At 73.0% G+C, this 25,518-nt stretch carries 24 protein-coding genes; 15 read left to right on the forward strand and 9 right to left on the reverse strand.

The annotated features are described in order from the left end of the window. Positions 1 to 125 precede the first annotated feature (125 nt). From ACIY1X_RS05200 to ACIY1X_RS05210, 3 genes are all read left to right on the forward strand, one after another. Complete coding sequence (locus tag ACIY1X_RS05200; RefSeq protein ID WP_399678611.1) at positions 126 to 626, forward strand: Ohr family peroxiredoxin; 501 nt, start codon at positions 126 to 128, stop codon at positions 624 to 626. Positions 627 to 672: 46 nt separating this feature from the next. Beyond that, a complete protein-coding gene (locus ACIY1X_RS05205; RefSeq protein WP_399678614.1) occupies positions 673 to 1,788 on the forward strand; it encodes a LuxR C-terminal-related transcriptional regulator in 1,116 nt (371 codons plus the stop codon). A gap of 354 nt (positions 1,789 to 2,142) precedes the next feature. Further along, entirely contained in the window at positions 2,143 to 5,043 is a 2,901-nt protein-coding gene (locus tag ACIY1X_RS05210) for an ATP-binding protein (RefSeq protein ID WP_399678616.1), read from the forward strand. An 81-nt stretch (positions 5,044 to 5,124) separates the two neighbouring features. Here the strand turns inward: ACIY1X_RS05210 and ACIY1X_RS05215 are convergent, their stop codons facing one another. Continuing rightward, positions 5,125 to 6,360, reverse strand: coding sequence for an MFS transporter (locus ACIY1X_RS05215; RefSeq protein WP_399678618.1), 1,236 nt, complete (start codon positions 6,358 to 6,360; stop codon positions 5,125 to 5,127). A 159-nt stretch (positions 6,361 to 6,519) separates the two neighbouring features. Between ACIY1X_RS05215 and ACIY1X_RS05220 the strand changes: the two genes are divergently transcribed. Continuing rightward, positions 6,520 to 7,293 (forward strand): AraC family transcriptional regulator, encoded by a 774-nt coding sequence (locus tag ACIY1X_RS05220; RefSeq protein ID WP_399678620.1) that lies wholly within the window; start codon positions 6,520 to 6,522, stop codon positions 7,291 to 7,293. Here the strand turns inward: ACIY1X_RS05220 and ACIY1X_RS05225 are convergent. The 7 genes from ACIY1X_RS05225 to ACIY1X_RS05255 all read right to left on the reverse strand — a co-directional run bounded on the left by ACIY1X_RS05225 (position 7,269) and on the right by ACIY1X_RS05255 (position 12,748). Continuing rightward, entirely contained in the window at positions 7,269 to 8,153 is an 885-nt protein-coding gene (locus ACIY1X_RS05225) for a LysR family transcriptional regulator (RefSeq protein ID WP_399678622.1), read from the reverse strand. The genes ACIY1X_RS05220 and ACIY1X_RS05225 overlap by 25 nt on opposite strands. Positions 8,154 to 8,189: 36 nt before the next feature. After that, a complete protein-coding gene (locus ACIY1X_RS05230) occupies positions 8,190 to 8,630 on the reverse strand; it encodes a cupin domain-containing protein (protein ID WP_084217337.1) in 441 nt (146 codons plus the stop codon). A 32-nt stretch (positions 8,631 to 8,662) separates the two neighbouring features. Continuing rightward, a complete protein-coding gene (locus ACIY1X_RS05235) occupies positions 8,663 to 9,121 on the reverse strand; it encodes a carboxymuconolactone decarboxylase family protein (protein ID WP_399678625.1) in 459 nt (152 codons plus the stop codon). Between the two features lie 51 nt (positions 9,122 to 9,172). Next, positions 9,173 to 9,748: an acyloxyacyl hydrolase gene (locus ACIY1X_RS05240; RefSeq protein WP_399678628.1), complete on the reverse strand. Its 576-nt coding sequence runs from the start codon at positions 9,746 to 9,748 to the stop codon at positions 9,173 to 9,175. Continuing rightward, positions 9,745 to 10,608: a hypothetical protein gene (locus tag ACIY1X_RS05245; protein ID WP_399678631.1), complete on the reverse strand. Its 864-nt coding sequence runs from the start codon at positions 10,606 to 10,608 to the stop codon at positions 9,745 to 9,747. The genes ACIY1X_RS05240 and ACIY1X_RS05245 overlap by 4 nt, the downstream gene beginning before the upstream one ends. A 33-nt stretch (positions 10,609 to 10,641) precedes the next feature. Continuing rightward, complete coding sequence (locus ACIY1X_RS05250; protein ID WP_399678632.1) at positions 10,642 to 11,469, reverse strand: alpha/beta fold hydrolase; 828 nt, start codon at positions 11,467 to 11,469, stop codon at positions 10,642 to 10,644. Positions 11,470 to 11,761: 292 nt separating this feature from the next. Then, positions 11,762 to 12,748 carry a LysR family transcriptional regulator gene (locus tag ACIY1X_RS05255; RefSeq protein WP_399678635.1) on the reverse strand — a complete coding sequence of 329 codons (987 nt, stop codon included), beginning with the start codon at positions 12,746 to 12,748 and terminating at the stop codon, positions 11,762 to 11,764. A 386-nt stretch (positions 12,749 to 13,134) separates the two neighbouring features. Between ACIY1X_RS05255 and wrbA the strand changes: the two genes are divergently transcribed. The 4 genes from wrbA to ACIY1X_RS05275 are packed head-to-tail and all read left to right on the forward strand — an operon-like array spanning position 13,135 to position 16,243. Further along, on the forward strand, positions 13,135 to 13,737 hold the full coding sequence (gene wrbA / locus ACIY1X_RS05260; protein ID WP_038212675.1) for an NAD(P)H:quinone oxidoreductase: 603 nt from the start codon (positions 13,135 to 13,137) through the stop codon (positions 13,735 to 13,737). A 36-nt stretch (positions 13,738 to 13,773) separates the two neighbouring features. Then, a complete protein-coding gene (locus tag ACIY1X_RS05265; protein ID WP_399678638.1) occupies positions 13,774 to 14,979 on the forward strand; it encodes an alpha/beta fold hydrolase in 1,206 nt (401 codons plus the stop codon). Beyond that, positions 14,976 to 15,614, forward strand: a complete 639-nt coding sequence (locus ACIY1X_RS05270; protein ID WP_399678639.1) for a DNA-binding response regulator — start codon at positions 14,976 to 14,978, stop codon at positions 15,612 to 15,614. Before ACIY1X_RS05265 ends, ACIY1X_RS05270 begins: the two co-directional genes overlap by 4 nt. Positions 15,615 to 15,625: 11 nt before the next feature. Then, on the forward strand, positions 15,626 to 16,243 hold the full coding sequence (locus ACIY1X_RS05275; RefSeq protein WP_399678642.1) for a response regulator transcription factor: 618 nt from the start codon (positions 15,626 to 15,628) through the stop codon (positions 16,241 to 16,243). Here the strand turns inward: ACIY1X_RS05275 and ACIY1X_RS05280 are convergent. Then, positions 16,219 to 16,644, reverse strand: coding sequence for a hypothetical protein (locus ACIY1X_RS05280; protein ID WP_399678643.1), 426 nt, complete (start codon positions 16,642 to 16,644; stop codon positions 16,219 to 16,221). The genes ACIY1X_RS05275 and ACIY1X_RS05280 overlap by 25 nt on opposite strands. 389 nt (positions 16,645 to 17,033) lie before the next feature. Here ACIY1X_RS05280 and ACIY1X_RS05285 point away from each other — a divergent pair, with 389 nt between their 5' ends. The 7 genes from ACIY1X_RS05285 to ACIY1X_RS05315 are packed head-to-tail and all read left to right on the forward strand — an operon-like array spanning position 17,034 to position 25,409. Beyond that, a complete protein-coding gene (locus ACIY1X_RS05285) occupies positions 17,034 to 17,879 on the forward strand; it encodes a peroxiredoxin-like family protein (RefSeq protein WP_399678646.1) in 846 nt (281 codons plus the stop codon). A 27-nt stretch (positions 17,880 to 17,906) separates the two neighbouring features. Beyond that, complete coding sequence (locus ACIY1X_RS05290; protein ID WP_399678649.1) at positions 17,907 to 19,424, forward strand: phospholipase D family protein; 1,518 nt, start codon at positions 17,907 to 17,909, stop codon at positions 19,422 to 19,424. A gap of 2 nt (positions 19,425 to 19,426) precedes the next feature. After that, positions 19,427 to 20,878, forward strand: a complete 1,452-nt coding sequence (locus ACIY1X_RS05295; protein ID WP_399678651.1) for an efflux transporter outer membrane subunit — start codon at positions 19,427 to 19,429, stop codon at positions 20,876 to 20,878. Further along, positions 20,875 to 22,413, forward strand: a complete 1,539-nt coding sequence (locus ACIY1X_RS05300) for an MFS transporter (RefSeq protein ID WP_399678654.1) — start codon at positions 20,875 to 20,877, stop codon at positions 22,411 to 22,413. Before ACIY1X_RS05295 ends, ACIY1X_RS05300 begins: the two co-directional genes overlap by 4 nt. Next, positions 22,410 to 23,426, forward strand: coding sequence for an HlyD family secretion protein (locus tag ACIY1X_RS05305; RefSeq protein WP_399678656.1), 1,017 nt, complete (start codon positions 22,410 to 22,412; stop codon positions 23,424 to 23,426). The genes ACIY1X_RS05300 and ACIY1X_RS05305 overlap by 4 nt, the downstream gene beginning before the upstream one ends. A gap of 22 nt (positions 23,427 to 23,448) precedes the next feature. Next, positions 23,449 to 24,627 carry a hypothetical protein gene (locus ACIY1X_RS05310; protein WP_399678657.1) on the forward strand — a complete coding sequence of 393 codons (1,179 nt, stop codon included), beginning with the start codon at positions 23,449 to 23,451 and terminating at the stop codon, positions 24,625 to 24,627. Between the two features lie 32 nt (positions 24,628 to 24,659). Next, entirely contained in the window at positions 24,660 to 25,409 is a 750-nt protein-coding gene (locus ACIY1X_RS05315; RefSeq protein WP_399678659.1) for an SDR family NAD(P)-dependent oxidoreductase, read from the forward strand. Positions 25,410 to 25,518 lie beyond the last annotated feature (109 nt).

Raw genomic sequence — 25,518 nt, forward strand, 5'->3', positions numbered from 1 at the left:
TCGGCTTCGATGCCTGGTTCGCCATGCCGAAGGCGCCGCGCTGAACCGCTGCGGCATCCGCTCCCGCCTGCGCCGCGCGGCGCAGGCGGGGCGTGTCCGCGCCGTCGTCCCGATTCCCGCCCATCATGACCCGCCTGCAGCCTCCATCGCCCAGCCTCCTCGACAAGTACCACGGTGCGCAGTTCGATTCGATCTACTCGACGGCGGTGACGGTCACCGGCGGCGAGTGCGAGCACGCCCGCGCGTCGGGCGTCGCGCGCTCGGACGACGGCAACCTCGCCTGCGACCTGCGGCTGCCGGTGGAACTCGGCGGCACCGGCGGCGGCACCAACCCGGAGCAGCTTTTCGCGGCGGCCTACGCGGCCTGCTTCCACGGCGCGCTGAGCCTGCTGGCGGCGAGGCGGAACATACCGGTCCACGGCGCGAGCGTCGAGGTGAAGGTGACGCTGGGCCGCGATCCGGTGGACGGCCTCTTCGCGCTCGCGGCCGATGTCAGGATCGCGCTGCCGGGCGTCGAGAGGAGCGTGGCCCAGGCGCTGGTGAGAAGCACCGAGCGCTACTGTCCCTACACGAAGATGGCCAGGAACGGGATCACCAGCATCGTGGCCCTGGCCGGCGCGGCGTAGCGCATCGGCGATGACGGCAGCGGCCACGTGCGATGTGCGGAGCCGGGTGGCGGTCGCCCACCGGAGTCCGTGCATCGCCGCGGGCATCGAGGCCGTGCTCGGCGCGCAGGCGGGGCCCGCCGGCGTGCTCGTGGCGGACCATGCGACGGCGCTGCAGGTGCTGGAAGACCCGCTTCGGCCCGCATGCGCCGCGCGGCCGGTGCTCGTCGTCGCGGAGTCCCACAGGACCTGGCAGGTCCGCAGCGCCATCGGCGCGGGTGCGCGCGGCTACCTCGGCATGGACTGCACGGCGGAGGAACTGCAGGTGGCGGTACGGCGCGTGGCCGAGGGCCGCAGGTACCTGTCGGTGGGCGTCGCTGACCAACTGCTGGACGACTTCGCCCGGGAAGCGCCGACGCCGCGCGAACTGGACGTGCTGCGGCTGCTCGCGCGCGGGCTGGACAACCGCGAGATCGCCCGGAGGCTCGGGATCGCCGAGGGCACCGTGCGGGCGCGGGTCCGCTCCGCGCTGGGCCGGATCGCCGGCCCCGACAGGGCGCCCCGGCTTGCGCGCGCCCTGCGCCGTGGCGCGCTGCTGGCAGCGGACGCTGCGCCGGGCGCCGCGATGCCGGGGCTGCGCACCGCGGCGCGCAGGCCGGCCATCGCGGTCCGCGTCCACCACAGGGACGCGCTGCTGATGGCCGGCCTGCGTGCGCTCGTCGGGCGCGAGCCCGGCATGACGTTGCATGCCGGGCCGGGCGGCGCGGACGTGCCCGTCGACGTCGTCGTGTGCGATCCCGACCACGCATCGAACCTCCGCGCCGCCGCGCCGGGCGGGCGGGCACCGAGGCTCGTCGTCGTGGCGCGCAGCGATGCCGACGTGAACGTCCGGCGCGTCATCGACGGCGGCGCCCACGGCCTACTGTTCCAGGACGCTTCCGCACGCGAACTGCTGGACGGCATCGCCGCCGTGGCGCGGGGCGGCAGCAGCGCCTTCTGCGGCCGGGCGGCGCGGCTCCTTGCGGCGTGCCCGCGGCGCGGGGAACTGACGGCGCGGGAAGAAGACCTGCTCCGGCGGCACGTCGCGGACGGCCAGGACGCACCGGCCACCCGCATGGAGGCGATCGATGCGGCGCCGCCGCGGCGCGGGCCGCTGCCGCTGTCGCCGGGCGCGATGGCGTAGAGGCGGCCGGCGCCGGCCCGACGACCGCCCTGCGAGGAAGGATGCCGGCCCATGAAAGCGCCATGCCGGGAGATGTGCCTGCCGGGCCACGGGCCGCCCGCCCGCGCGGCCGGGCCGCAGGCCGGTGAGGTCATTCGCGTCCATCGATTGCGGAGGCCGCACCCGGGCCATATAGTGCGCGCGCAGTTCCTTCGCCGGATGCCTGCACATCGGGCACGCGCCAGGCACCGCGAGGAGGGCGCATCGGACCACCCGGGTGCCGGGCCCGCCCCGGCCGATCCCTGCCTGCGGGCCGCGGCGCCGCGCCGGTGCATGCCCGGCGACTGCACGTCCCAGGGTTGACCACGCCACACCATGCAAGCACCGGCCGAGCGACCGCCGCCCGCTTCCGCCTCCCCCGGCATCGAGGAGGTGCGCTGGCGCTTCGGTGCCTTCACGCTCAGCGAGGCGCAGCGGCGCCTCGAGCGCGAAGGCCGGCCCGTACGGCTCGGGCCGCGCTCGTTCGACCTGCTTCTGCAGCTCATCAGGCGGGCCGGCGAATACGTGAGGAAGGACGAGCTGCTGTCCGCCGTGTGGGCCGGCGTGGTGGTCGAAGAGGCGAGCGTTCGCGTCCACATGTCGACGCTTCGCAAGGCGCTGGGCGAGCCGGGCGAGGGCGACGGCTGCCTGGAGTGGATCTCCAACGTGCCCTTGAAGGGCTACCGGTTCAACGGGCGCGTGCGCCGCGAGGCGCTCGACGGCGGCGCGGCTGTGCAGGGGCGTGCGGTCGAGCCGTCCTTCACGCCCCTGCCGGTGCGCCTGACCGAACTGGTCGGCCGGGACGGCGATGTCGCCGGCATCGTGCAGTCGCTGGCCTCCCATCGCCTGGTCACGCTGGTCGGCGCGGGCGGCATCGGCAAGACCAGCGCGGCGATCCGGGCGGCGGAGCGCTACGAGCAGGCGCATGGTGCGCGGATCGCCTTCATCGACCTGTCGACGCTGATCTCCGGGGACCACGTGGTCGGCACCGTCGCACGGTCGCTGGGGGCGGCGGCCGACATGCCGGACACCATCCAGGCCATCGTCCAGTGCCTGGCCGAGCGCGACGTGCTCCTGCTCGTCGACAACTGCGAGCACGTCATCGAGTCGCTGGTGATCCCGATGACGAGCCTGCTGGCGGCGCTGCCCCGGCTGCGCGTCCTGGCAACGAGCCGCGAGGCGTTGCGCGTGACGGGCGAGTACGTGATCCGGCTCGCGGCCCTGGCGGTGCCTGGCGCCGAGCGCCTGACGCTGGAGGAGGCGCTGCGCTGGCCCTCCGTGCAGCTTCTGGTGGAGCGGGGCCGGGCGGCCGGCGCTGGCGCCTTCGGCGAAGCGCACGGCTGCGTGCTCGCCAGGATCGCGCGCCAGGTCGATGGCATTCCCCTGGCCATCGAGCTCGTCGCAGCGCGCCTGGGCGCCCAGTCGGTCGACGATCTGGCGCGGCGGCTGGACGACCACCTGCGGCTGTATGCCTTCGGCAGCAGGGCGGTGTTCCCGCGCCACCGGACGCTGGCCGCCGCGCTCGACTGGAGCATCGCGCTGCTGAGCGAGGGCGAACTGCGGCTCTTCCGCCGGCTGTCGGTGTTCCGCAGCCGCTTCGACGTCGACCTGGCGCTCGGCCTGGTCGACGGCGACATGGACCCCGACGAGGCTTTCGACGCGCTGATCTCCCTGGCCAACAAGTCGCTGGTGTCCTTCGACAGCAGCGACGCGATCGCCCCCTACCGCCTGCTGGAGACGACGCGCAGCTATGCCGCCATGCTGTTGTCGCGTACCGACGAGCGGCCGATGCTGATGAAGCGCCATGCGGCGTTGATGCTCGAACTCATGAAGGCGGCGACGGCGGAGCTGACCGTGCGCGACGAGCGGGCGTGGAGCATGCGCTACGCCTTCCACCTGGACGACGTTCGCTTCGCGCTGAAGGCCTGTCTGGCGGAGCAGCCCGACGCCAAGATGGCCGCATCGCTGGTCTCCGCGTCCGCGGCCCTGTGGTTTCACGTCTCCCAGGTCGAGGAGTACCGCGACGGCATCGCGGCGGCCCTCGAACTGGTCGACCGCCAGTTGCCGGAGGACGTCGAGACCGCCACCTGGCTGTGCACTGCCCTGATCAGCGCGCTGCTGCACACGGGCGGATCGATGTCGGAACTGGCCGCCGTCTCCGGGCGCGCGCTGGCCGGCGCACGGGAACTGAAGGTGCCCATGCTGGAGCTGCAGGCCCGCTGGGGCAGGTGCACGCACGACATGTTCCGCGGCGAGTACGCGGTGGCCCTGCAGGAAGCCGATGCGCTCCTGGCGGTCGCGCAGACATGGTCCGACCCGTCGGCGCTCAACCTCGCCCATCGCGTGAGCGCGATGGCGAACCACTTCTGCGGCCGCTTCGAGGTCTCCAGGCAGCACAGCGAGGCGTCGATCGTCATGATCGGCGGCACGGTGCACACCCGGGCGAGCATGGTGGGCGTGGACCCCGTGGTGGCCGCCATGGCGGTGCTCTGCCGGACGCTGTGGATCCAGGGCCGCACGGCCGAGGCGCTGGAGGCGGCCCGCAGCCTGGTGGCGCGCGCCCAGGCGGTGGGGACCTCGGTGACGATGTGCGCCGGCCTGTATGGCGCCTGCCCGGTCGCCGTGTGGACGGGCGAGTCGGACCTGGCGCGCACGTGGATCCATATGATGAAGGACGAGGCACAGCGCAAGGGCCTGGTGGGATGGCTGCGCTACGCGCAGTGGTACGAGCAGGGCCTGCTGCCCGATGCCGACGAGGACCGTGGCAGGCAGGTGCGCGAGGTGGCCGCCCGCCTTCCGGCGTACGACGCGCCGCGCAAGGAAATGCTGGTGACCTTCTGCCCAGAGTGGATCGACGACGATCTGTTCGAGCGGGTGTCGCAGGGCAAGGCGCAGTGGTGCGCGGCCGAGGTCCGGCGGGCGGCCGGCCGGCGCTGCGAGCGCGACGGCATGGCGCGCGAGGCCGAGGCGCACTACCGCGGCGCCCTCGAGACGGCCAGCCAGCAGGGCGCGGCGAGCTGGGCGTGGCGCGCGGCGCTGGACCTCGCCCGGCTGTGGGTCTCCACCGGGCTGGACGCCCGGGCGGCGCAACTGCTCGCCGAGACGTGCGAGCAGGCCGGCGACGGCGCCCAGGGCCGCGACATCGAGCGGCTGCGCCAGCTGCGCCGGCAGCTCGCGCCGGCGGCGACGGGCTCCAGGCGCGCCGCCGTGCGCGGGCGCCCCGCGCGCAGCAGGTAGAGCCGGGCGCCGCCGGTCGCGCCGCGGCGCGGGCCGGGATGACCGCAGCGTTGCATGGCAGGCACCGATGCAGGGGCGCATTCAGCCCGCGCTCGGCTGGGGGCCTTCCCGCCCTCGGCGCACGGGCGTTCCATCGATGTGCCCCGCACGCCCGACCGAGAGACCCAGCCAGCACATCGCGATGCACAGCGCGATGCAGACGCCCAGCGGGAGGCTCCAGCGTCCGCTCCACTCGCGCAGGGAACCCGCCAGCGTCGGACCGACGGCGGCGAGCAGGTAGCCGATGCACTGCGCCATGCCGGACAGGGACGCGGCGACCTGAGGCGAGCCGGCGCGCAGGCCGACGAAGGCCAGGCTCAGCACCAGCGAGGCGCCCATGCCCATGCCGAAGGCGAAGGTCCAGAGCGCGGCCCACTCGGGCCGCGCCAGCAGCCCCGCGAGCCCGCATGCGCCGAGCGCCGGCGAGGCGAAGGCGATCCAGCGCTGGTCGGGCAGGCGCTGGAGCAGCGGCACCAGCGCCAGCGCGGGCGCCGCGCCGGCCAGCTGCATCCAGCCGTGCAGCGCGCCGGCGCGCGCGCCGGACGCACCCGCTTCCTGCAGGATCGCCGGCAGCCATGCGATGGCGGCGAAGTGAATGAAGCAGGTCAGGCCCAGGTAGGCCGCCACCTGCCAGGCCAGGGGCGCCCGCCACACCGAAGGGCGCGGCGCCGCGGGAGACGGCCGCGGGGCGACGCCGGCAGGCCGGCGGGCCGGCACGAGCCAGGGCAGGGCCGCCAGCAGCGGCAGCACCGCGACGGCCGCGAGGGCGCGCGTCCAGCCGCCGCCCCACGCCTCGGCCAGCGGAACGGCCACGGCCGAGGCCAGGGCCGCTGCCACGATCATCGTCGCGGCGTAGCCTGCCGTCAGCCGGGCCATGTGCAGCGGGAAGTCCCGCTTGAGCAGGCTGGGCAGCAGCACGTTGCCGATGGCGATGGTGCCGCCGGTCAGGCCCGTCCCCGCGTACAGCGCCCATGCCGGGCCGGCCGAGCGCAGGACGATGCCCGCGCACATTAGGGCCAGTGCGGCCAGCAGCGTGCGCTCCGGCCCGAACCGGGCCGCACACGGTGCCGCGACGGGGGAGACCAGCGCGAAGGCCAGCAGCGGAAGGGTGGTCAGCAGGCCGGCCTGCGCGGCGCCGAGGCCCAGGGATTCGCGGATCGGCACGACCAGCGGGCCGACCACGGTGATCGGCGCGCGCAGGCTGGCGGCGATGAGCAGGATGCCGGCGAGCGCCAGCGCCGGATGGTGCGCCGCGCGCGGCGGTGTCGGTGATGTCATGGGGGGCGGCAGAGGCGGTGGCGATGTCGCGATCGACTCTATCGGCGGGCCTGGCCGCGGCGTCCCTCGATGCCGACGTTCGATCCCTCGTTCCTGCCAGAATGGCGCCCGCCCATGTCCGTCCGCCCATCCAGTCCCTGGACATTCGACTTCGGCAGGATGAGCACGGCGGTCGCCGCCGTGATCGTGCATGCCGGCGCGCAGCCCGAGGAGATGCCGCAGCACCGGCACGTCCAGGGCCAGCTTGCGATGGTGCTGGAGGGCTCGATGACCTGCGAGGTCCCTGGCGCGATGTGGATGGCGCCGGTGCACGGCGGCCTGTGGATACCGGGCGCCACGCCCCACGGCAACCGGGTCGCGCCGAACAGCCGCGTGTGCTTCCTCTTCCTCGGCGTGGAGATGGACGCCCTGCCGCGGCGCTGCTGCACGGTCGGCATCAGTCCCCTGCTGCGCGAGCTGGCGCTGCATCTCGCCGGCCTGCCGCACGAGCGGCAGCATGGCGTGCAGGCCGGGAGGCTGCGGGCCGTGCTGCTGGACCAGCTCGAGACCGTGGCCACCGGCCCGCTGCATCTGCCGGTGTCGGCCGAGCCGCGGGTGCGCCGGATGGCGCAGGCGCTGACGGCCGATCCGGCCGACCGCAGCACGGCCGCGCAGTGGGCATCGCGGCTTGCCGTCAGCGAGCGCACCTTCGCCCGCCTGGTCCGCGCCGAGACCGGCATGTCCTTCGGCCACTGGCGCCACCGGCTGCAGGTGATGGTGGCGTTGCAGTGGCTCTCTTCCGGCGCGACCGTGCAGCAGGTGGCCGCCGACCTCGGCTACAACTCCGTCAACGCGTTCATCAGCATGTTCAAGAAGTCCATGGGCGTGCCGCCGGGGCGCTACCTCGCGCAGCGGCACGCGCGGCCAGCTCAGACGCCGAATGCCGACAACTGAGCGGCGACGAAGTCGATGAACAGCCGCGCCCGCGCCGGCGTGTGGCGCCCGAATGCGTGCAGCGCGTACACCGGCACCGTCGGCAGGGCGTGGCCGGGCAGCACGAGGGACAGGCGGCCGGCGTCCAGGTCCTCCTGGATGGCGAGGCGCAGCATGTAGACGATGCCCACGCCGTTCAGCGCCGCAATGCGCATCGCCATGCTGCTGTCCGTGTCGAGCACGCCTTCCGGCGTGAAGACGCTCCCGTCGGCGAACCGCACGGGATAGGGCCGCCCGCCGACGACGTAACGGACGTGGTCGTGCCGGCGCAGCGCCGTCACGTCGTCGGGCACGCCCCGGGCCGCGAGGTAGGCCGGCGAGGCGGCCAGGGCCATCGGCAGCCGCGCCAGCAGCCGCGAGTTCAGGTCCGAGTCGGCGATGTCTCCGGCACGCAGCGCGACGTCGAAGCCCTCCCGGATCAGTTCGACATGCCGGTCCGTCAGCCCGATGTCCAGCCTCAGGCCGCGGTTGCGCGGCATGAAGTCGCCGGTGATCGGGTGCATCAGCGCGCGGCCCAGGCTGGCGGGCGCGGTGATCTTCAGGCTGCCCTGGGCGGTCGCGGGTGCGTGCACCACGTCGGCCGCCTCGTCCAGCGCGCGCAGCAGCGGCGCGACCCGGTCGTAGTACGCCGCGCCTTCCTGGGTGAGCGCCAGGCTGCGGGTGGAGCGGTGGAACAGGCGCGCGCCCAGCCGCGACTCGACGCGGGCGATGCGCTTCGAGATCGCCGACGGCGTGGCCCCGAGCGTGCGCGCCGCGCCGCTGAACGACGCGGCCTCGACCGTGCGCACGAAGGCGACCAGCTCCTGCGTCCGGTCGGGCATGGGTGGCGCCGCTCCCCGCCGTGGCCCTGTGCGGGGCTAGCGGCCGTGGCGGCCCGCGCCGCCCCCGGCGTCCTGCACGGGGATGAAGAAGTCGACACCCTTCTTCTTGACGAGCGTGACGGTGAAGCGCGCGGGTTCGGTGCTGCTCGCGTTGCGTCCGACGACGTGGATGTCGTCGGGCCCCTCGTAGAAGGTCTGCCCCCGGGTCAGGGTGACTTCCCTGCCGCCCTTGAGGCCCATCACGATGGTGCCTTCGAGGACGTAGACGAATGCGTGGGCATCGTGCCTGTGCGTCGGATCGACGGCACCCGGCGGATAGGTCACGTCGATCACGAGCACCTCCTTGCCCGGGATGTCCGGCAGTGCCTGCGTCTGCAGCGGCGTGACGATCGCCTGCGGCGCGGCGACGGCCTGCGGGATCGGCAAAAGTGCGAAGGCCAGCAGGGCGGCGCCGGCGGTGTGTCTGGTCTTGAGCATTTCCTTGTTCCTCGACGCGTGTCCGGCCGGCGTCATTCCAGCGGCTGGCGGGAGGGCGGCGCCTTCATGCCGATGGCCATCCGGTTCCATGCATTGATCTGCGCGATGGCCCAGGTCAGCTCCACGATCTCCTGCGCGCTCATGTGCGCCTGCAGCATGTCGAAGGCCACGTCCTGGTCGGCGTGTCCTTCCGCCACGCGTGTCAGCGCTTCCGCCCAGTTCAGGGCTGCGCGTTCGCGCTCGTCGTAGAAGTCGACCTCGCGCCAGGTGGCGAGGCTGTTGATGCGCTGCCAGCCCTGGCCGAGCTTGCGCAGGGTGCGGGCGTGCATGTCGAGGCAGAAGGGGCAGCCGTTGATCTGCGACACGCGTGTCTGCACGAGTTCGATCAGAGGCGCGCCCAGCGACGAGTCGGCAAGCGATTCGCCGACGCCCGCCATCGCCTGATACGGCTTGGGGGCGAGACGGGTCCAGGGCAATCGGGGGGAAGTCATCGGGTTCTCCTTGAAGAGTGAGGCAGGTTGAGGTGTTGTGTCGGCGCGTTGTCAGAAACGGCGCTCGTAGCGCAGCTGCACGAAGTTGGCGCCGGGGTTCGGATGCCGGATGCCGGCGTTCGAGAAGTGCTCGAACCGCAGCGAGACCTCGTGCTGGCGCTGCGCCCCGAAGCTGCGCCCGACGGCCAGGTGCGTGCCGAAGTTGAACGCCGTGGAGAAGCGCTTGCGGCGCGTGCGGTAGACCGAGGAGGTCACCGTCACGCCCAGCCCCGCCTCGAAGAACCAGGGGGAGCCATGGGCGGAGCGGTAGCGAAGCGCCGGAATGAGCGCCAGCTGCGACAGATGGGAGATGCCGTCCCTGTCGCCGGAGCGGATCTGCCACCACGCATACGATGCTTCCAGGCGGCTTTCGATGCGGGCCGTCCCGAGGGTCCACGCATAGGGAAGATCCCAGGCGAGCCCTGCGGTGAAGGACTGGGTTCCCTGCGAAGCGCCCGCCTGGAGGAAGGCGGCGGTTGGCACGAATGCCTCCTGCGCTGCCGCGCCCAGCGGGCAGGTGAGCAGGACGGCCAGGGTGAGCGATGGAAGTGCCGTCATGATGCGTTCTGGTCGGGTCGGGCCCGTCATGCGCTGAGCCAGCCGACGACGTTGCGCACGTACTGCTGCGTCGAGCGAAGGGCTTCCGGGAAACGGACGATGGCGTCGCCCGCGGGCTCGCCGACGAACGAAGGGCAGCCGGCGGCGGGATCCCAGTTGTAGTCGGCGAAATGGTGGAACGTGGACTGGGCGATGGCGCGTCCGCCGGACACGGTGCGGTCGAAGGCCACGGCGATGTTGAAGCGCCGTCCCGACACGGAGCTGAGGCCTTCGAGGATCACGCGGCTGCTGGCGTCTCCCGCCGGCGCGCTGATCGCGCCTTCGTGCGGATGCGCCGGCAGGTACTGGATGACGCCCGTGGCGGACTGCCGGTCGCGCAGCACCGGGTGGATGCTGCCGACGGGCCGCACGCGCTGGAAGTCGCCGTTCGCGCCGGAGTGGTAGTTGGGCCAGTCGATCTCCGTCGACGCCGGGTTGTCGGTGCAGTGGCGGCTCGCGTCGGGCTCGGGGTTGCGGCTGCGGAAGTGATGCGCGGCCCCCACGCCGCCCAGGTTGCAGATGCAGCTTCCCAGGTCCGTGTGGTCGCGGGTGACCATGAGCCCACCGCCGCGACGCCGGAACCGGGTGATGCCGGCGCAGTCCTCCGGCGTCAGGCCGTCTCCCGCGTCCACCGCGAAGAGCCATGCCTGGTCGAAGTCCGACTCGTGCAGCGTCGAGAGGACAGGGTCCGGTGCGCCGCGCCGCGCCCGATCCCGGGCCGTGACCATGAAGGCGGGATGCCCTTCGGCGTCGCGCAGCCCGGCGATGAAGGAGGCGACGCGACTGAAGCGACGGATGCTCCAGTCGTCCGGGTCTTCTTCGATCGTGGTCTGCAGCAGGATGTTCAACATGGTCTGGATCGGGGCGGTGGCGTGGATGGCCGGTCAGCTGCGCAGGAATGCGAGGAGGTCGGCGTTGACCCGGTCCTGCATCGTGGCGGTGAGGCCGTGCGGCGCGCCCGGGTAGTAGATTTCCCTGGCCCCCTTGACCAGCTTTGCGGCCTTGCGCGCGGCGTCGTCGATCGGCACGATCTGGTCGTCCTCGCCGTGCATGAACAGCGTCGGCACGTCGAACTTCTTCAGGTCCTCGGTGAAGTCGGTCTCGGAGAAGGCCTTGACGCACTCGTAGGCGTTCTTCTGGCCGCTTTGCATGCTCCAGAGCCAGAACTGGTCCAGCGTGCCCTGCGACACCTTGGCGCCGGGGCGGTTGGCGCCGTAGAACGGGACGGCCAGATCCTTGTAGTACTGCGAGCGGTCGCCGGCCACGCCGGCACGGATGCCGTCGAACACCTCCATCGGCAGCCCCTCGGGGTTCGCGGCGGACTTCAGCATCACGGGAGGCACGGCGCCGATGAGGACGGCCCTGGCCACGCGCCGCGTGCCGTGCCGCCCGATGTAGCGCGCGACTTCTCCGCCGCCGGTCGAATGGCCGACCATCGACACGTCACGCAGGTCGAGTGCCTCGAACAGCGCGGCCAGGTCGTCGGCGTACCCGTTCATGTCGTTGCCCGACGAGGGCTGGCTGGAGCGGCCGTGGCCGCGGCGGTCGTGCGCGATGACGCGGAAGCCGTGGCGGGTCAGGAAGTGCATCTGGCCGTCCCAGGCATCGGCGTTCAGCGGCCAGCCGTGCGAGAAGGTGACGACGGGGCCTTCGCCCCAGTCCTTGTAGTAGATCTGGGTGCCGTCCTTGGTGGTGATGGTGTTGCTGCTCATACGTGAACTCCGGTTGGGTTGGGTGGTCGGTCGTCGGGTCGCTGCGCCTGCCGGGCCGTGCATGGCCGCGGCCAGCGATCCGGTGGCAACGGCTGCGCCTGCGGCCATCAGGGTGCGGCGCGATGGGTTGGGGGTCTTGTTCATGGCGGTGTGGTGCTGTGGTTGAGGGAAGTGATGCGTTGTGCGCGGAGCTGATGGACTGCGGGTCATGCTAGGTTTCGGGCCCGGTCCGAGGAAGCCACGCCAAGGGACGCATGCCGTTGCCGTGCGGGGAACAATCGGCCGCCGGCCTTCACGTGCCGCAGTCCAGGTCGGCGGCGCGGATCCGGCTGGTCATGAAGTCGATGAAGACGCGCATGCGCGAGGGCAGGTGCTGCCGGCTCAGGTAGCAGATGTAGTGGCCCCGGTCGTCGGGCGCGTACTGGTTCAGGCACGCGACGAGCTCGCCGCGCCGCAGCGCGTCACACGCCAGGTAGCCCGCCATCTGCGCGATGCCGTGGCCGTCGAGCACGGCCTGCAGCACCAGGTCCGGGTCGTTGTAGGTGAGCCGGGCCGGGGGCATGAACTTGCGCAGCTGGCCGTCCACCTTGAACTCCCACTCGAACACGCGGCCGGAGGCGAACCGGAAGTTGATGCAGGCGTGGTTCGCGAGCTCCTCGGGCGTGGTCGGCAGGCCGTGCTTCTGCTGGTAGGCGCGCGAGGCGCACACCATCATCTGCATCGGGATGATCTGCCGGGCGATGATCTGGGCGTCTTCCAGGCGTCCGTTGCGGAACGCGATGTCGACCCGGTCCGAGGTGAAGTCGGCGGGCTTGTCGTTCAGGACCAAGTCGATCGTCACGTCGGGGTAGGCGCTGCGGAAGTCGCCGAGCAGCGGGGCCACCACCCTGCGGCCGAAGCCGACCGCGGCGCTGATGCGCAGGTGCCCGCGCGGCGGCCCCTCGCGCAGGTCGCGCATCTCCTCGACGGCCTGGACGATCCGCTCGACGCCGCTATGGCAGTTGGCGTAGAAGAGGTCGCCTTCACGGGTGAGCGTGGTGCTGCGGGTGGTGCGCAGGAACAGGCGCACGTTGAGCTGGTCCTCCAGCTTCTGGACGCTGCGGCTGACGGCGGACCGGCCGATTCCGAGCCGGTCGGCGGCGCGGGCGAAGCTGCCTTCGGCGGCGACCGCGATGAACGCGACGACGCCGGCGTAGCTCGTGGCGAAGCTGGAGGCGAGAGGGTCGGGCCTCGGCGGCGTGGCCGCGGCGGACAAGTTGGCAAGGGCAGGCGTTCTCATAGGGCAGGTTCTCGGTTCGAAGGAGGCGGGTGCGTGGCTGCCTTCGTGCGGTACGGTGGTCACTCTGCCCCTGGCGCTGGCGGGCCGCCAGTTAAAGCATGTCAAGGATGGTTATGTCGCCGCTTCGAAGCGGCACGGCGTGGCGCGCGGGCGGGCGCGGACGCCGGTCCGAGGGCGGCGGCCGCGGCGGGAGGCGAGTTCCGGCCAGGATCAAGACGGTTCGACGCGTGTGTTTGTGACAGCCCTCCGGCGCGTGGCGCGATTGATGCTCGGCAGGCAACGTCGTGCGCCGCCGCCAGCGCCTTCCGGACCACGGTGCGGGCTCCTACGATGAATCCGTCCTTCTTTTCTTTCTTCTCTCAACCGGAACACATCCAGAGCCACCCATGAGCAAGATCCTCGTTCTCTACTACAGCATGTACGGCCACCTCGAAACCATGGCGCGGGCCGTCGCCGAAGGCGCCGGCTCGGTCGCGGGCAGCGAAGTCACCGTCAAGCGCGTGCCGGAGACCATGTCCACGGAGGCGCTGCGCGCGGCCGGCGGGAAGACCGACCAGGCTGCGGAGGTGGCGACCGTGGCCGAGCTGCCGGACTACGACGCGATCCTTTTCGGGACGCCCACGCGCTTCGGCAGCATGGCCGGGCAGATGCGCACCTTCCTCGACCAGACCGGCGGCCTGTGGGCAGCCGGCGCGCTCGTGAACAAGATCGGCAGCGTCTTCACGTCCACATCCACGCAGCACGGCGGCCAGGAGACGACGATCACGTCCTTCCATGTGACGCTGCTGCATCACGGCATGCTCATCGCCGGCGTGCCCTACACCTGCGCCGGGCTGACCGAGATGAACGAGATCACCGGCGGCTCGCCCTACGGTGCGGGCACGCTCGCGGGTCCTGATGGCCGGCGCCTGCCCTCCGCCAACGAGCTGGCGATCGCGCGCTTCCAGGGCGCGCACGTGGCGCAGCTTGCGGCGCGCCTGCAGGGCTGAGGAAAGAAAGGCGCCCGCATGCTTGAGGAATGACGCATGCCGACGCGCCGTTTCGACTTTCCCAACCGCTGCGGGCAGATGCTGTCCGGGAGCCTCGAGCTGCCCGAGGGCATCGGGCGCGGCTGGGCGCTCTTCGCGCACTGCTTCACCTGCGGGCAGCGCAACCTGGCCGCGGTGCGCATCTCGCGGGCGCTCGCCAGCCAGGGCATCGGCGTGCTGCGCTTCGACTTCACCGGCCTGGGCGACAGCGAGGGCAGCTTCCCGCAGACGACCTTCACGCTCAACGTGCAGGACCTGCACGCGGCCGCCGAGGCCATGGCGGCGGAGGGCATGGCGCCCGCCCTGCTGGTCGGGCACAGCCTGGGCGGGGCGGCCGTGCTGGCCGCCGCGCAGGACATCGCCAGCGCGCGCGCGGTGGCGACCATCGCCGCGCCGTTCGACGTGGCGCACGTGCTGCGGCTGCTCGATCCCGCGGGGCTCGCGCAGGTCGGCGCCCGGGGGGCGTCGCTCGTCCGGGTCAACGGACGCGCGCTCTCGGTCGGGAAGGCCTTCCTCGACGACCTGCACGCGCATCACCAGGGCGCACGCATCGCCGCGCTGAGGCGCCCCCTGCTGGTGCTGCATTCGCCCGGCGACCGGATCGTGGATATCGGGAACGCCAGCGGCATCTTCCTCGCCGCCCGCCATCCGAAGAGCTTCGTGTCGCTGGATCGCGCGGACCATCTCCTCCTGGCGCGCGAGGATGCCGAGCATGTCGCCCGCGTGATCTCGGCGTGGGCCGGCCGGTACCTGCCGGCCGTGCCCGCCGGGCCGCAGGAAGCCGCCGACGCCGTCGCCGAGGAGACCGGGCTGGGCAAGTACCAGCTCGCGCTGCGCTCGGGCGGGTCGCGCTGGATCGCGGACGAACCCGTGCAGGTCGGCGGGCTGGGGTCCGGCCCGACGCCCTACGACCTGCTGTCGTCGGCACTGGCCGCATGCACCACCATGACCCTGCGCCACTATGCCGACGGCAAGGGCTGGCCCGTCGGCCGCATCCGCACCGCCGTGAACCACCGCAGGGACGCCGCGCACGCGGGGGCGGACGTGTTCAGCCGCCAGGTGTCGATCGACGGGCCGATCGACGAGGCGCAGCGCGCCCAGTTGCTGGACGTGGCCAAGCGCTGCCCGGTTCACCGGACGCTGGAGCACGGCGCGCAGGTCGAAGCCGCCAGCCCCGCGGCGGACCCGTTGGACAAGGCATGACCCGGTTCGACCGGCAGCGTTGCGATCCGCCGGCCGGCCAGGGCGTCATCGCCGTGGCCGTCGCGCACGGCGACCCGTACGTCGCCGCGGGCATCTCGGCGCTACTGCGCTCCGGCACGGACTTCAATGTGTGCAGCGGGCCGCCCGATGGGCAGGCCGTGGACGTGATCGTGACGGACCACGGAGGCGGCATCGCCGCCATGTCGTCGTGGCAGCGGCGCGTCGATCCGCTGCCGGTCCTGGTGGTCACGGACCAGGAGACGGGCTGGCAGATCCGGCGTGCACTGGGTGCCGGCGTTCACGGGTATCTGCTGCAGGACTGCTCGCGGCACGAGCTGCTGAGTGCCGTGCGTTGCGTGGCCGGCGGCGGAAAGTACATGGGCGGGCTGGTGGCCGAGCGGCTGCTCGACAGCCTCGGCCAAGTCGCGCCCACGGGCCGCGAGCTGCAGGTCCTTCAGCTCATGGCCCGCGGGCTGAGAAACCGGGAGATCGGCGCGGCGCTGGGCATCGGCGAGGGCACGGTGAAGAGCCACGTCAAGGCGCTGCTGGGAAAGCTCGACGCGTCGACCCGGACCGCCGCCATCGGCGAGGCGCAGCGCCGCGGGCTGGTGGCGGCCGAGGCGCCGTGCCGTTGAAGGAGACCGCCATGACGCCGCACGCCAGGCTGCGGATCGCGGTACGGCACGACGAAGACATCGTCGCCGCGGGCCTCGCGGGCCTCATCGCGCGCCAGGCCGACTTCGAATTGGTCGAGCACGACGACGCGCAGGTCGCCGTGGCCGACGTCCGCTCGGCACTGCGCCTGCTGGCGGAGATGTCCTGCCAGGAACGCGCCGGACGGATGCGCGTGATCGCCATCGCCCGCGCGGCGCGGGAGGCGGAGATCGCCCGGGCCATCGATGCCGGCGTGAGCGGCTACCTGCTCCACGACGCCACGCCCGATGAACTGGCGGCCGCCATCCGCCATGCAGCGCGCGGTGGCGCGCCGCACCTGAGCCGGGGAGCCATGGCGACGGTCCACGGCAGCCTGCCCGTGCACCTGACGCCGCGCGAGGCGGACGTCCTGCAGTTCGTCGTGCAAGGCGAATGCAACAAGGCCATCGCGCGGCGGCTGGCGATTTCCGCCAGCACGGTGAAAGCCCATGTCGCGAACATCAGCGGGAAGCTCCACGCGGGCTCGCGCACGCAGGTCGCCGTCGCGGCGACGCGGCGCGGGCTGGTCGGCGTGCAGGGCCCGGGTCACGGCGTCGGTGCCGCGCCGTAGCTCTCCCCGTAGACGGGGAGTCTGCCGGACTTGTTGAGCGCCTTGATTTCCGCGCGCCTGACGGCGCGTTCGGCGCGTCGTTCCGCGCGGGGGATGCGAGGGCCGGCGGCGGGCCGCGGGTCTCCCTCGCCGGGCTTGAAGGACCGCGCCGCCTCGACGGCCGCGGGGCGGCGCGCCTGCCGGGCCTTCGCGCGGTCGGCGCGGCTGGCCTTCGGGCCGGCCTCGGGGACGGGGTTGCCTTCGCCCGGCTGCGGGTGCCGCGCTGCCTCGACGGCCTCGGCACGGCGTTGGGCACGCAGGTCCGTCTGCCGGGCGTCGCCGGCGCCCTGTGCGAAGGTGATGGCGGGCATGGCGGCGAAGACCGCCGATGCGAGTGCGATGCGGAAGGAGGATTGCTTCATGGTGGCTCCGGTATGAAGAGGGAAGTTGCGTGCCGGCATGAACCGGCACGGCGAGCCGTCATCTTTGGGCCGGCGAGGACGCCGGGGCACCGCCCAAAGGGAGAGACGGAGCTCTACCGTTGCGCCGGCATGCATCGATACGCGTCGCGAAGAGGCCGCAGGGGTTGCGGCCGCCAGGCGCACGCGATCGGCGCGCAGCCTGCCGCGACCTGGCGCCGGTGCTGCGTGGACCGCGTCCATCCGCGCGATTGATGCCGCGGCGGCAACGCCGTCGTCTCCGCCGCGGGCCTACCGGCCGCGGGTGAGGGTCCCTAGCATGAAAACGTGCTGCGGCGTTCGCGGTGCGGTGCCCCAGGCCTGCTGGGGACAGCGGTGCAGTACCCGAAGCCATGGCGCGCGAGCAACGACCCGACGGACCGATCTGCGGATCGGTCCCTGGCCCCGGCAGCCGGTGGGCATGGATCCACCTCGGCCTCCTGGCGTCGGCGCTCGCCGCGGCGAGCGCCGTGGCCAGCGGCGAGTCTGCGCGCGCCGCGCTGAGCCTTGCCGGTGCGGCGGCTCGCGCGGGACCGCACTTGTCTGCGGCCTGGACCGACAACGGAACCGATCCCATCATGAAGCCATTCGATGCGCCGCCCGCCGGCGACGCCGTGGAAGCGTTCGATGCCACCGGCATCCCGCAGCGGTCCCGGCGTCCGGGAGAGGCGGCCCCGGACGTCACGCTGCCGGACGCGCACGGCCGCCCGGTCCGCCTTTCCGACGTGTGGCGCAAGGGGCCGCTGGTGCTGGTCTTCTATCGCGGCGGGTGGTGCAGCTACTGCAGTCTGCAACTGCGCGAATGGCATCGCCGGGAGCGGGCCTTGCAGCGGCTCGGCGCCACGCTCCTGGCCGTCTCGCCGCAGACGCCGGAAAACTCCCTGGACACGGCCGACGACAACCGGCTCGGCTTCACCGTGCTGAGCGATTCCGGCCTGGAGGCGGCGAACGGCTTCGGCCTCGCCTTCACCCTGCATCCCGACCTCGTCGATTTCTACGGAAGCGTGGGCACCGACATCCCGGTGCTCAACGGCAACGGGCTGTGGGTGCTGCCCGTCCCCGCGACGTTCGTGATCGATCCCCGCGGCACGATCCGCTTCGCCGCCATCGCGCAAGACGTGCGGCGGCGGGTCGAGCCGGCCGATGTGCTGTCGGCGATCGAGGCGATGTCCGCCGGGGCCGCCCGGCCGCTGCGTTGAGCCATGCGGCCGGCACGTCTTCTGCGGATGCTCGCCGTCCTCGCCGCCGTCGCGCTGGGGGCCTGCGCGAGCCTGGGCCCGCGCGGGAGCGTGCCCGAGGTGCTGTCGCTGGCACCCTACCTGGACGGCGAACTGGGCGCGGCAGTCCGCGCCAGCACGCCGCAGGGCACGCCGGCTGCCTATTCCGGCTTCCAGCTCCTGCATGACGGGCCGCATGCGCTGGATGCGCGCCTGGCCGTCATCGACGCGGCCCGCCGCTCGCTGGACCTGCAGTACTACATCTTCGCGTGCGACTCGTCGGGCCGCCAGGTGATGCGCGCGCTGCGCGCAGCGGCGCGGCGCGGCGTGCGCGTGCGCCTGCTGCTGGACGACCTGAACCTGGGCGAGGCGGAAGACGCGCTGCTGCGCATCGGGAGCATGGCGGGATTCGAGGTCCGGCTGTTCAACCCGCTGCCGGCCCGCGGGGGGAGCGTCGCGTCCCGCATCGTCCGCTCCGTGCACGAGCTGCGCCGGATCAACCACCGAATGCACAACAAGCTGCTGATCGCGGACGGCGTGGTTTCCATCTCGGGCGGCAGGAACGTGGCGGACGAGTACTTCATGCGTGCGAAGAACGAGAACTTCATCGACATGGACGTGCTGGCGGCCGGGGCCGTGGTGCCGCAGCAGGCCGCCGTGTTCGACAGCTACTGGAACAGCGAACACAGCTACCCGATCACGGCGTTGCGGCCGCCTGCGCCGCCCGCGGGCGCGGCGCGTGGCCCCGTGGCGGCCCTGGACCTGGTGCCGGGAGAGCGGGACGCCTTCGGCAACTGGCCCCTGAGGTACCAGATCGCGATGCGCATGCTGGACCTGGTGTGGGCGCGGGCGCAGGTCCTGGCCGATCCGCCGGAGAAGGTGCGCGGCCGGGCCGCAGGCCCGCTCGTCAGCGACAGGATCCAGGCGCTGGCCGCCGGCGCGCGGTCGGAGCTCTTCATCGGCTCGCCGTACTTCGTCCCGCGCCGGGAAGACATCGACGTGCTGCGCCGCGTCCGGCAGCGGGGCGTCGAGGTGACGCTAGTGACGAACGCCGCCGGCGCGACGGACGAGCCCCTGGTGCATGCCCGCTACGTCGTCTACCGCGACGTGATGCTGGACCTGGGGGTGAATCTCTACGAGATGAGCCCGCAGCTCACGGCGCGGTTCAACACGCTGGGGTCGTTCATGGCGTCCAGGGGCAGCCTGCATTCCAAGCTGGCGGCGGTCGACGAGCGATGGTTCTACGTCGGGTCCATGAACTTCGACCGGCGCTCCGCGCTGCTGAACACCGAATCGGGACTGCTGATCGACAGCCCGACGCTCGTGTCCAGGTTCATGGAACTGGTGCACGCCGACAAGCTGCGCAGCGCCTACCACGTCAGCCGCGACGAGCGCGGCCGCACGCGCTGGACCGAGTACGGCCTCGACGGCCGGGAGACGGTGCTGCCGGAGGAGCCCAACATGGACTGGATGCGCAAGGCCGCGAGCTGGTTCTGGCTGCAACTGGTGGACGAGGACTGGCTGTAGACATGGGCCGCACGCTTCATGCCGTTTCCGCGCTGGCCCTGGTGCTGGCGGGCTGCGCTGCGGCGCCGCAGTTGCAGGCGCCCGCACCCATCCAGCCCGATGCCGCCGCGCGCTGGGCGGGTCCGGCGTCGGCGCTGAGCGAGGCGCCGGTGCCGGCGCAGTGGTGGCGCCTGTTCCACGACGACACGCTCGGCGACCTGCAGGCCGAGGCGGCGCGTTCGAACCTCGATCTCCAGGCGGCGGCGCAGCGCGTCTCGGAGAGCCGTGCGCTGCTGGGGCTGGCGCAGGCGGTGCGCTGGCCGCAGGTCGCGGCGGAGGCGAGCCAGACGCGCTCGGCGCTGAGCGCCCATTCGCCGCTCGTGCGCCTGGGGGCGCCGACAGCGCCGTCCAGCAGCTGGACGCTGGGCCTGCAGGCCGGCTGGGAGCTGGATCTGTGGGGGCGCCTGCGCCACCTGGACGAAGCCGCCGGCGCCAGGCTGGACGCCAGCGCGTTCGGCATGGCGGCGGCGAGGGTGTCGGTGGCCGGCGAAGTGGCGCGCACGTACCTGCTGCTGCGCGGCGCCCAGGCGCAGATCGCCATCGGGCAGGAGAACCGGCGCATCGCCGCGGAGCTGGTGCGGCTGGCGGACAGCCGGCAGCGCAACGGGGTCGCCACCCGGCAGGACGCGGCCGCAGCCCGCGCGAGCCTGGCGGGCATCGAGGCGCGCCAGTCGCAGCGGCTGCAGCAGCGCGACAACCTGGCGAACGCGCTGGCCCTGCTGCTGGGCATGCCGCCCGGCGCGCTGGACGCGCGCCTCGCCGGCGCCGGGATGCCGGCCATGCCGCAGCGCCTGCCCGTCGGCGTGCCGTCGGACCTGGCCCGCAACCGGCCCGACATCCTGCAGGCCGAGGCCCGGCTGCGCGCGGCCGTGGCGGACATCGGCGCCGCGCAGGCGGACTTCTACCCGCGCATCGGGCTCGCGGCGGGCATCGGCTACCAGGCCGCCGAACTGTCGGACCTCGGGAGCTGGAGCGCGCGGCGCTTCGCGATCGGGCCGACGCTGCACCTGCCCGTCTTCCAGGGCGGCAGGCTCGTGGGCATGCTGGCACTGGCCGAGGCGCGCCACCGGGCGGCGGGCATCGCCTACCGGCAGACCGTGCTGGGCGCATGGCACGAGGTGAGCGAGGCGTTGACCGCCCACCGGACGGAACGGGCGCGCCACGGCCAGCTGGAGGCCGCGCTGGCGCAGGGCCGGGTTGCGCTGGACGTCGCGCGGCGCGCCTATCGGCAGGGGACGGCCGACTTCACCTCGGTCCTGGTGGCGCACCGCGCGCTCCTGGCCGGCGAGGCCGAGCTGGCCGACTGCGCCACCGCCTCCGCGCTGTCGGTGGTCGCGCTCTATCGCGCGCTCGGCGGCGGGTGGTCCGCGGCGCTGCAGGCCGACGCCGCCACGCCGCAAGAGGAGGGGCCATGACGCCAGCGCCGGCACGGGCGGCGTTCGGTCCGCGGCTCGCCGTCGGGCTGGTCGGCATCCTGCTCGCGGCGATGGTGGCGGGCCTGAACGGCCGCGTCCCAGCCCTGGCGCTGGCCGACATCCAGGGCGACCTGGGGTTCGCGCGCGACGACGCCTCGTGGCTGGGCACGGCCTATGCGGCGGGCGAGCTGGCCGTCATGCCGTTCGCGACGTGGTTCGCCATCACCTTCTCGATGCGCCGCTTCCACCTGGCGATGCTGGCCGCGGCGATGGCCCTGTCGGTGCTCATGCCCTGGGTGCGCGAGCTGCACCTGCTGCTGGCGCTGCGGGCGCTCCACGGCCTGTGCTCGGGCGCGCTGATCCCTCTGCTCATGATGGCCGCGCTGCGCTTCCTGCCGCCGGCGATCAACCTCCACGGGCTGGCCCTGTACGCGCTGACGGCCACCTTCTCGCCCAACGTGGCGCTGTGGCTTGCGGCGGCCTGCGTCGATCGGCTGGAGGACCTGCGCTGGGTCTACTGGCACGTCGTGCCCATCGGCCTGGCCGCGATGGCGATGGTGGCCTGGGGGATCCCGCAGGACCCCGCGGCGCCGCAGCGCCTGAGGCAGGCCGACTGGCTGGGGCTGGCGGCGGGCGCGCCGGGCCTGGCGCTGGCGGCCGTCGCCCTGGACCAGGGCGTCCGGCTGGACGGGTTCCGCTCGCCGCTGGTCACCGCCGCGACGCTGGGCGCCGCGGTGTTCGTCCTGATCTTCGCGGCGAGCGAATGGCGGCATCCGGCCCCCTTCATCCGCCTGCAGATGCTCGGGCGCCGCAACCTGGGGCTCGGCTTCGGCGTGTTCGTGCTGCTGCTGATGGTCTGCGCCACCGCCGTCGCGCTGCCGGCGAACCTGCTCGGGCCGCTGCAGGGCTTCCGGATCGAGCAGAGCGCACCCATCGGGCTGATGGTGGGACTGCCCCAGCTGGCGCTGGGCTCCGCCGTCGCGCAGCTGCTGTACCAGCGGCGGGTGGATGCACGGCACGTCTTCGCCGCCGGGCTGGCCTGCATCGCCGCGGGCTGCTGGCTGGCCAGCGGGATCACCGGCGAATGGAGGGTCCCGCAGTTCGCCGCGGCCGCGATGCTCCACGCCATCGGCCAGCCGATGGCGATCGTTCCGCTGCTCTTCCTGGCCACGAGCGTCGTGCAGCCGGTGGAGGGCGCCCACGTGGCGGGCATCGTCAACACCCTGCGTGCGTTCGGTGCGCTGCTGGGAGGCTCGGTCATCGGCCAGCTGCTGGCCGTGCGGGGGCGCTTCCACCACGAGATGCTGCTGGACCGGGCCGGCCGTCTGCTGGCGAGGCTGCCCTGGCCCCCGGCGGGACCGCCGGGCCTGGCCGAGACCGTCGCCCTGCAGGCCAACGTGCTGGCCGCCGCCGACGTCTACCGGGTGTTCGGCGTGCTGGCGCTGCTCCTGATCCCCGCGGTGCTCATGCTCCAGCGCATGCCTGCACCTGCGGGCCCCGCATCCTCCCTTCCGTCGAAGAGCGTCCACCCATGAGTTCCAGTTCCCGCTTCCGCATCGGCGCCGCGGCTGCCGCCGCCCTGGCCATCGCGGGCGCCGTCGCGGTGCTCCAGCGCCACGAGTCGGAGGCGCCGTGGCAGGCCACCGACGACGCCTACGTCCAGGCCGACCTGACCGTCGTCGCGCCGCAGGTGGCCGGCATCGTCAGCCGCGTCTCGGTGGACGACAACCAGGCGGTGCCGGCCGGCGCGCCGCTGGTGGAGATCGACGACCGGCGGCTGCGCATCGCGGTCGATGCCGCGCGCTCGGCCGTCGACAGCCTCGCGGCGCAGATCGAGCGGCAGACCAGCGTGATCGGGCAGTCGCGGGCCGCCGTGGCCGCATCCGCGGCCCGGCTCAGGCTCGCGCAGGCCAACCGGCAGCGCTTCGACAACCTGGCGCGGGATGGCTCGGGGACGGTGCAGGCGCTGGAGCAGGCCCGGGCGGAGCTGGAGATCCAGCGCGCGGCGCGCGAGCGCGACCAGGCGGCGCTGCGTGCGGCCGAGCAGCAGTTGCCGATCCTTCGGGCCGAGCTGGCGAGGGCCCGGGCGGCCCGGGCCGACGCCGAGCTGAACCTGTCCTACGCGCGCATCGCGGCGCCTGTGGACGGCGTGGTCGCCCAGCGCAGGGCCAGGGTCGGCGGCCATGCCCGCGTGGGCGAGCCGCTGCTGACGCTGGTGCCGCTGGACGCGCTCTACGTGGAGGCGAACTTCCGCGAGACGCAGCTGGGCCGCGTGCAGGTCGGGCAGCCGGTGGACATCGCCGTCGATGCCCTGCCGGGCGCGAGCCTGAAGGGCCGGGTGGAAAGCCTGGGCCCTGCCAGCGGCGTGAGCTTCTCCCCCGTGCCGCCGCACAACGCCACCGGCAACTTCACCAAGATCGTGCAGCGCCTGCCGGTGCGCATCCGCATCCTGCCCGGCCAGGCGGCGGCCCGGCACCTGCGCGTGGGCATGTCGGTGCGGCCGCGCATCGCGGTCGACGGGCCGGTCGCATCGACGCGTGCGCCCTAGGATGAGCTTCGCGACCCCTTCCATGGCATTCACAGGCCCTGGCGGCATGCGGCGCTGCATCGGCCTGGCTGCCGTCCTGCTGGCGACGGCGTGCGCGCAGCCTGCCGGCCTGCCGTCTGGCCTGGCGGCCACGCTGCCCTTCGAGCACGCGGGCATCGCCGACATGCGGCCCGCGTTCGCGCAGCGGCTGGGCGAGGAGCTGGCGCGGCGGCATCAGGACCCGGAGCCGTCGAGGTGGCTGCACCATGCGGCGCGCGCGGCGACGGCCGGGCCGGCGCCGTTCGCCGCGCCCGAGGGCCTGCGGGTGCTCATCGTCCCCGGGCTGCTGGGCGATTGCGTGGACGACCAGTCCCTGCCGTTCAGCGATGGGCGGCGCCGCGCGCGGCCGGACAGCCACACGCAGGGATATGCGTACCTGCGGGCGACCCTCGGGCACGTACGCGCCCTGCAGGTCCCCGGGCGTGCCTCGTCGGTGCGCAACGCCGGCCTCATCGCCGCGCAGCTGCACGCCGAGGCCCTGCGTCCCGAAGTGCGGGAGATCCTGCTGATCGCCTACTCCAAGGGCGTCGCCGACACCCTGCTGGCACTCGACCGCCTGCAGGGCGAGGGGCGCCTGTCGCCCAAGGTCAGGGCGCTGGTCTCGGTGTCCGGCGCGGTGATGGGCACGCCGCTCGCGGACGGCTCCGCCGCGCTGTACGGCGCGCTCGCGCCGTTGTGGGCGGTGCTGGGGTGCCCGGCCTCCGGCGGCGGCGAGATACGCAGCCTGGCGACGGAGGAAAGGGCGAGCTGGCTGGCGCGCCACCGGCTGCCGCCCGGCGTGCGCACCTACTCCGTCGTGGCGTACACGGCGCGGAAGAACGTCGCCCCCGCGCTGGTGCCCTTCTTCGACCGGCTGAGCGCCTCGGACCGCAGGAACGACGGGCAGATCCCCGCGGGCCGGATGCTGCTGCCCGGCTCGAGGCTGCTGGCCGAGGCGGACGCCGACCACTGGGCCTACGTGCTGCCGCTGGCGCAGCATCCGAACCCCCTTGTCCGGCACCTCGCGGCATCGCGGGACTATCCGCGCGAGGCCTTCCTTGCCGCGATCGTGAGGACGGTGATCGACGACCTGCGAAACACCGGAGCGCAGGCGCCGCCGTGCCGCGCGGGAACAAGTGTTTGTCCCGTGCAGGCGCTACCCGAGGCCTGCGCAGGCCCCTAGATTCACGGCTCGTCTGAAACCAAGGAATCTGCATGAGCAAGCTATCCGGAAAAGTCGCCGTGGTCACCGGAGGAAACAGCGGCATCGGCCTGGCGGCCGCCAAGGCCTTCGTCGCGGAAGGCGCACGCGTGGTCATCGTGGGGCGCCGCGCGCCGGCGGTGGAGGCCGCCGTGGCGGAACTGGGCGCGGCGGCGCACGGCGTGGTGGGCGATGTCGGCGACCTGTCCACGCACGAGCGCGTCGCGTCGGAGATCGCCGCCCGCTTCGGCGCCATCGACATCTACATGGCCAACGCGGGGATGAACAACATCGAGCCTTCGCCCGCGGTCACGCCGGCCAGCTACGACGCGCAGTTCGCCACCAACACGCGCGCCGTGTTCTTCGGCGTCACCCGGGCGCTGCCGCTGATGCGCGAGGGCGCGTCGATCATCCTCACGGGCTCCATCGCGAGCGCGAAGGTCCTGGAGAACCACGCGGTCTATGCGGGCACGAAGGCCGCCATCGGCGCGTTCGCGCGGAACTGGGCGCTGGAGCTGAAGGCGCGGCGCATCCGCGTCAACGTGCTGAGCCCGGGGCCGACGGACACGCCGATCCTGGAGAAGCTCGGCGTGTCCGAGGCGGACCGGCCCGCGTTCGAGCAGGGCATGGCGTCGGCCATCCCGCTGGGCCGTCTCGCCAAGGCCGACGAGCTGGCGCGTGCCGCGCTGTTCCTGGCGGGCGACGACAGCCGCTTCATCACCGGCATGGACCTGCGCGTGGACGGCGGCATCGCGCTGAATTGAAACACCCCCCAAGCCGCTTCGCGGCTCCCCCCTCTCTCGCCTTCGGCGGGAGGGGGGCGCACCCGGTGGCCCGGCAAAGCCGGTTCCACGGGTGCCCTGGCACGGCCTG

The sequence above is a fragment of the Xenophilus sp. genome (assembly GCF_044462705.1).
In the GTDB taxonomy this organism is placed as follows: domain Bacteria; phylum Pseudomonadota; class Gammaproteobacteria; order Burkholderiales; family Burkholderiaceae_C; genus Xenophilus; species Xenophilus azovorans.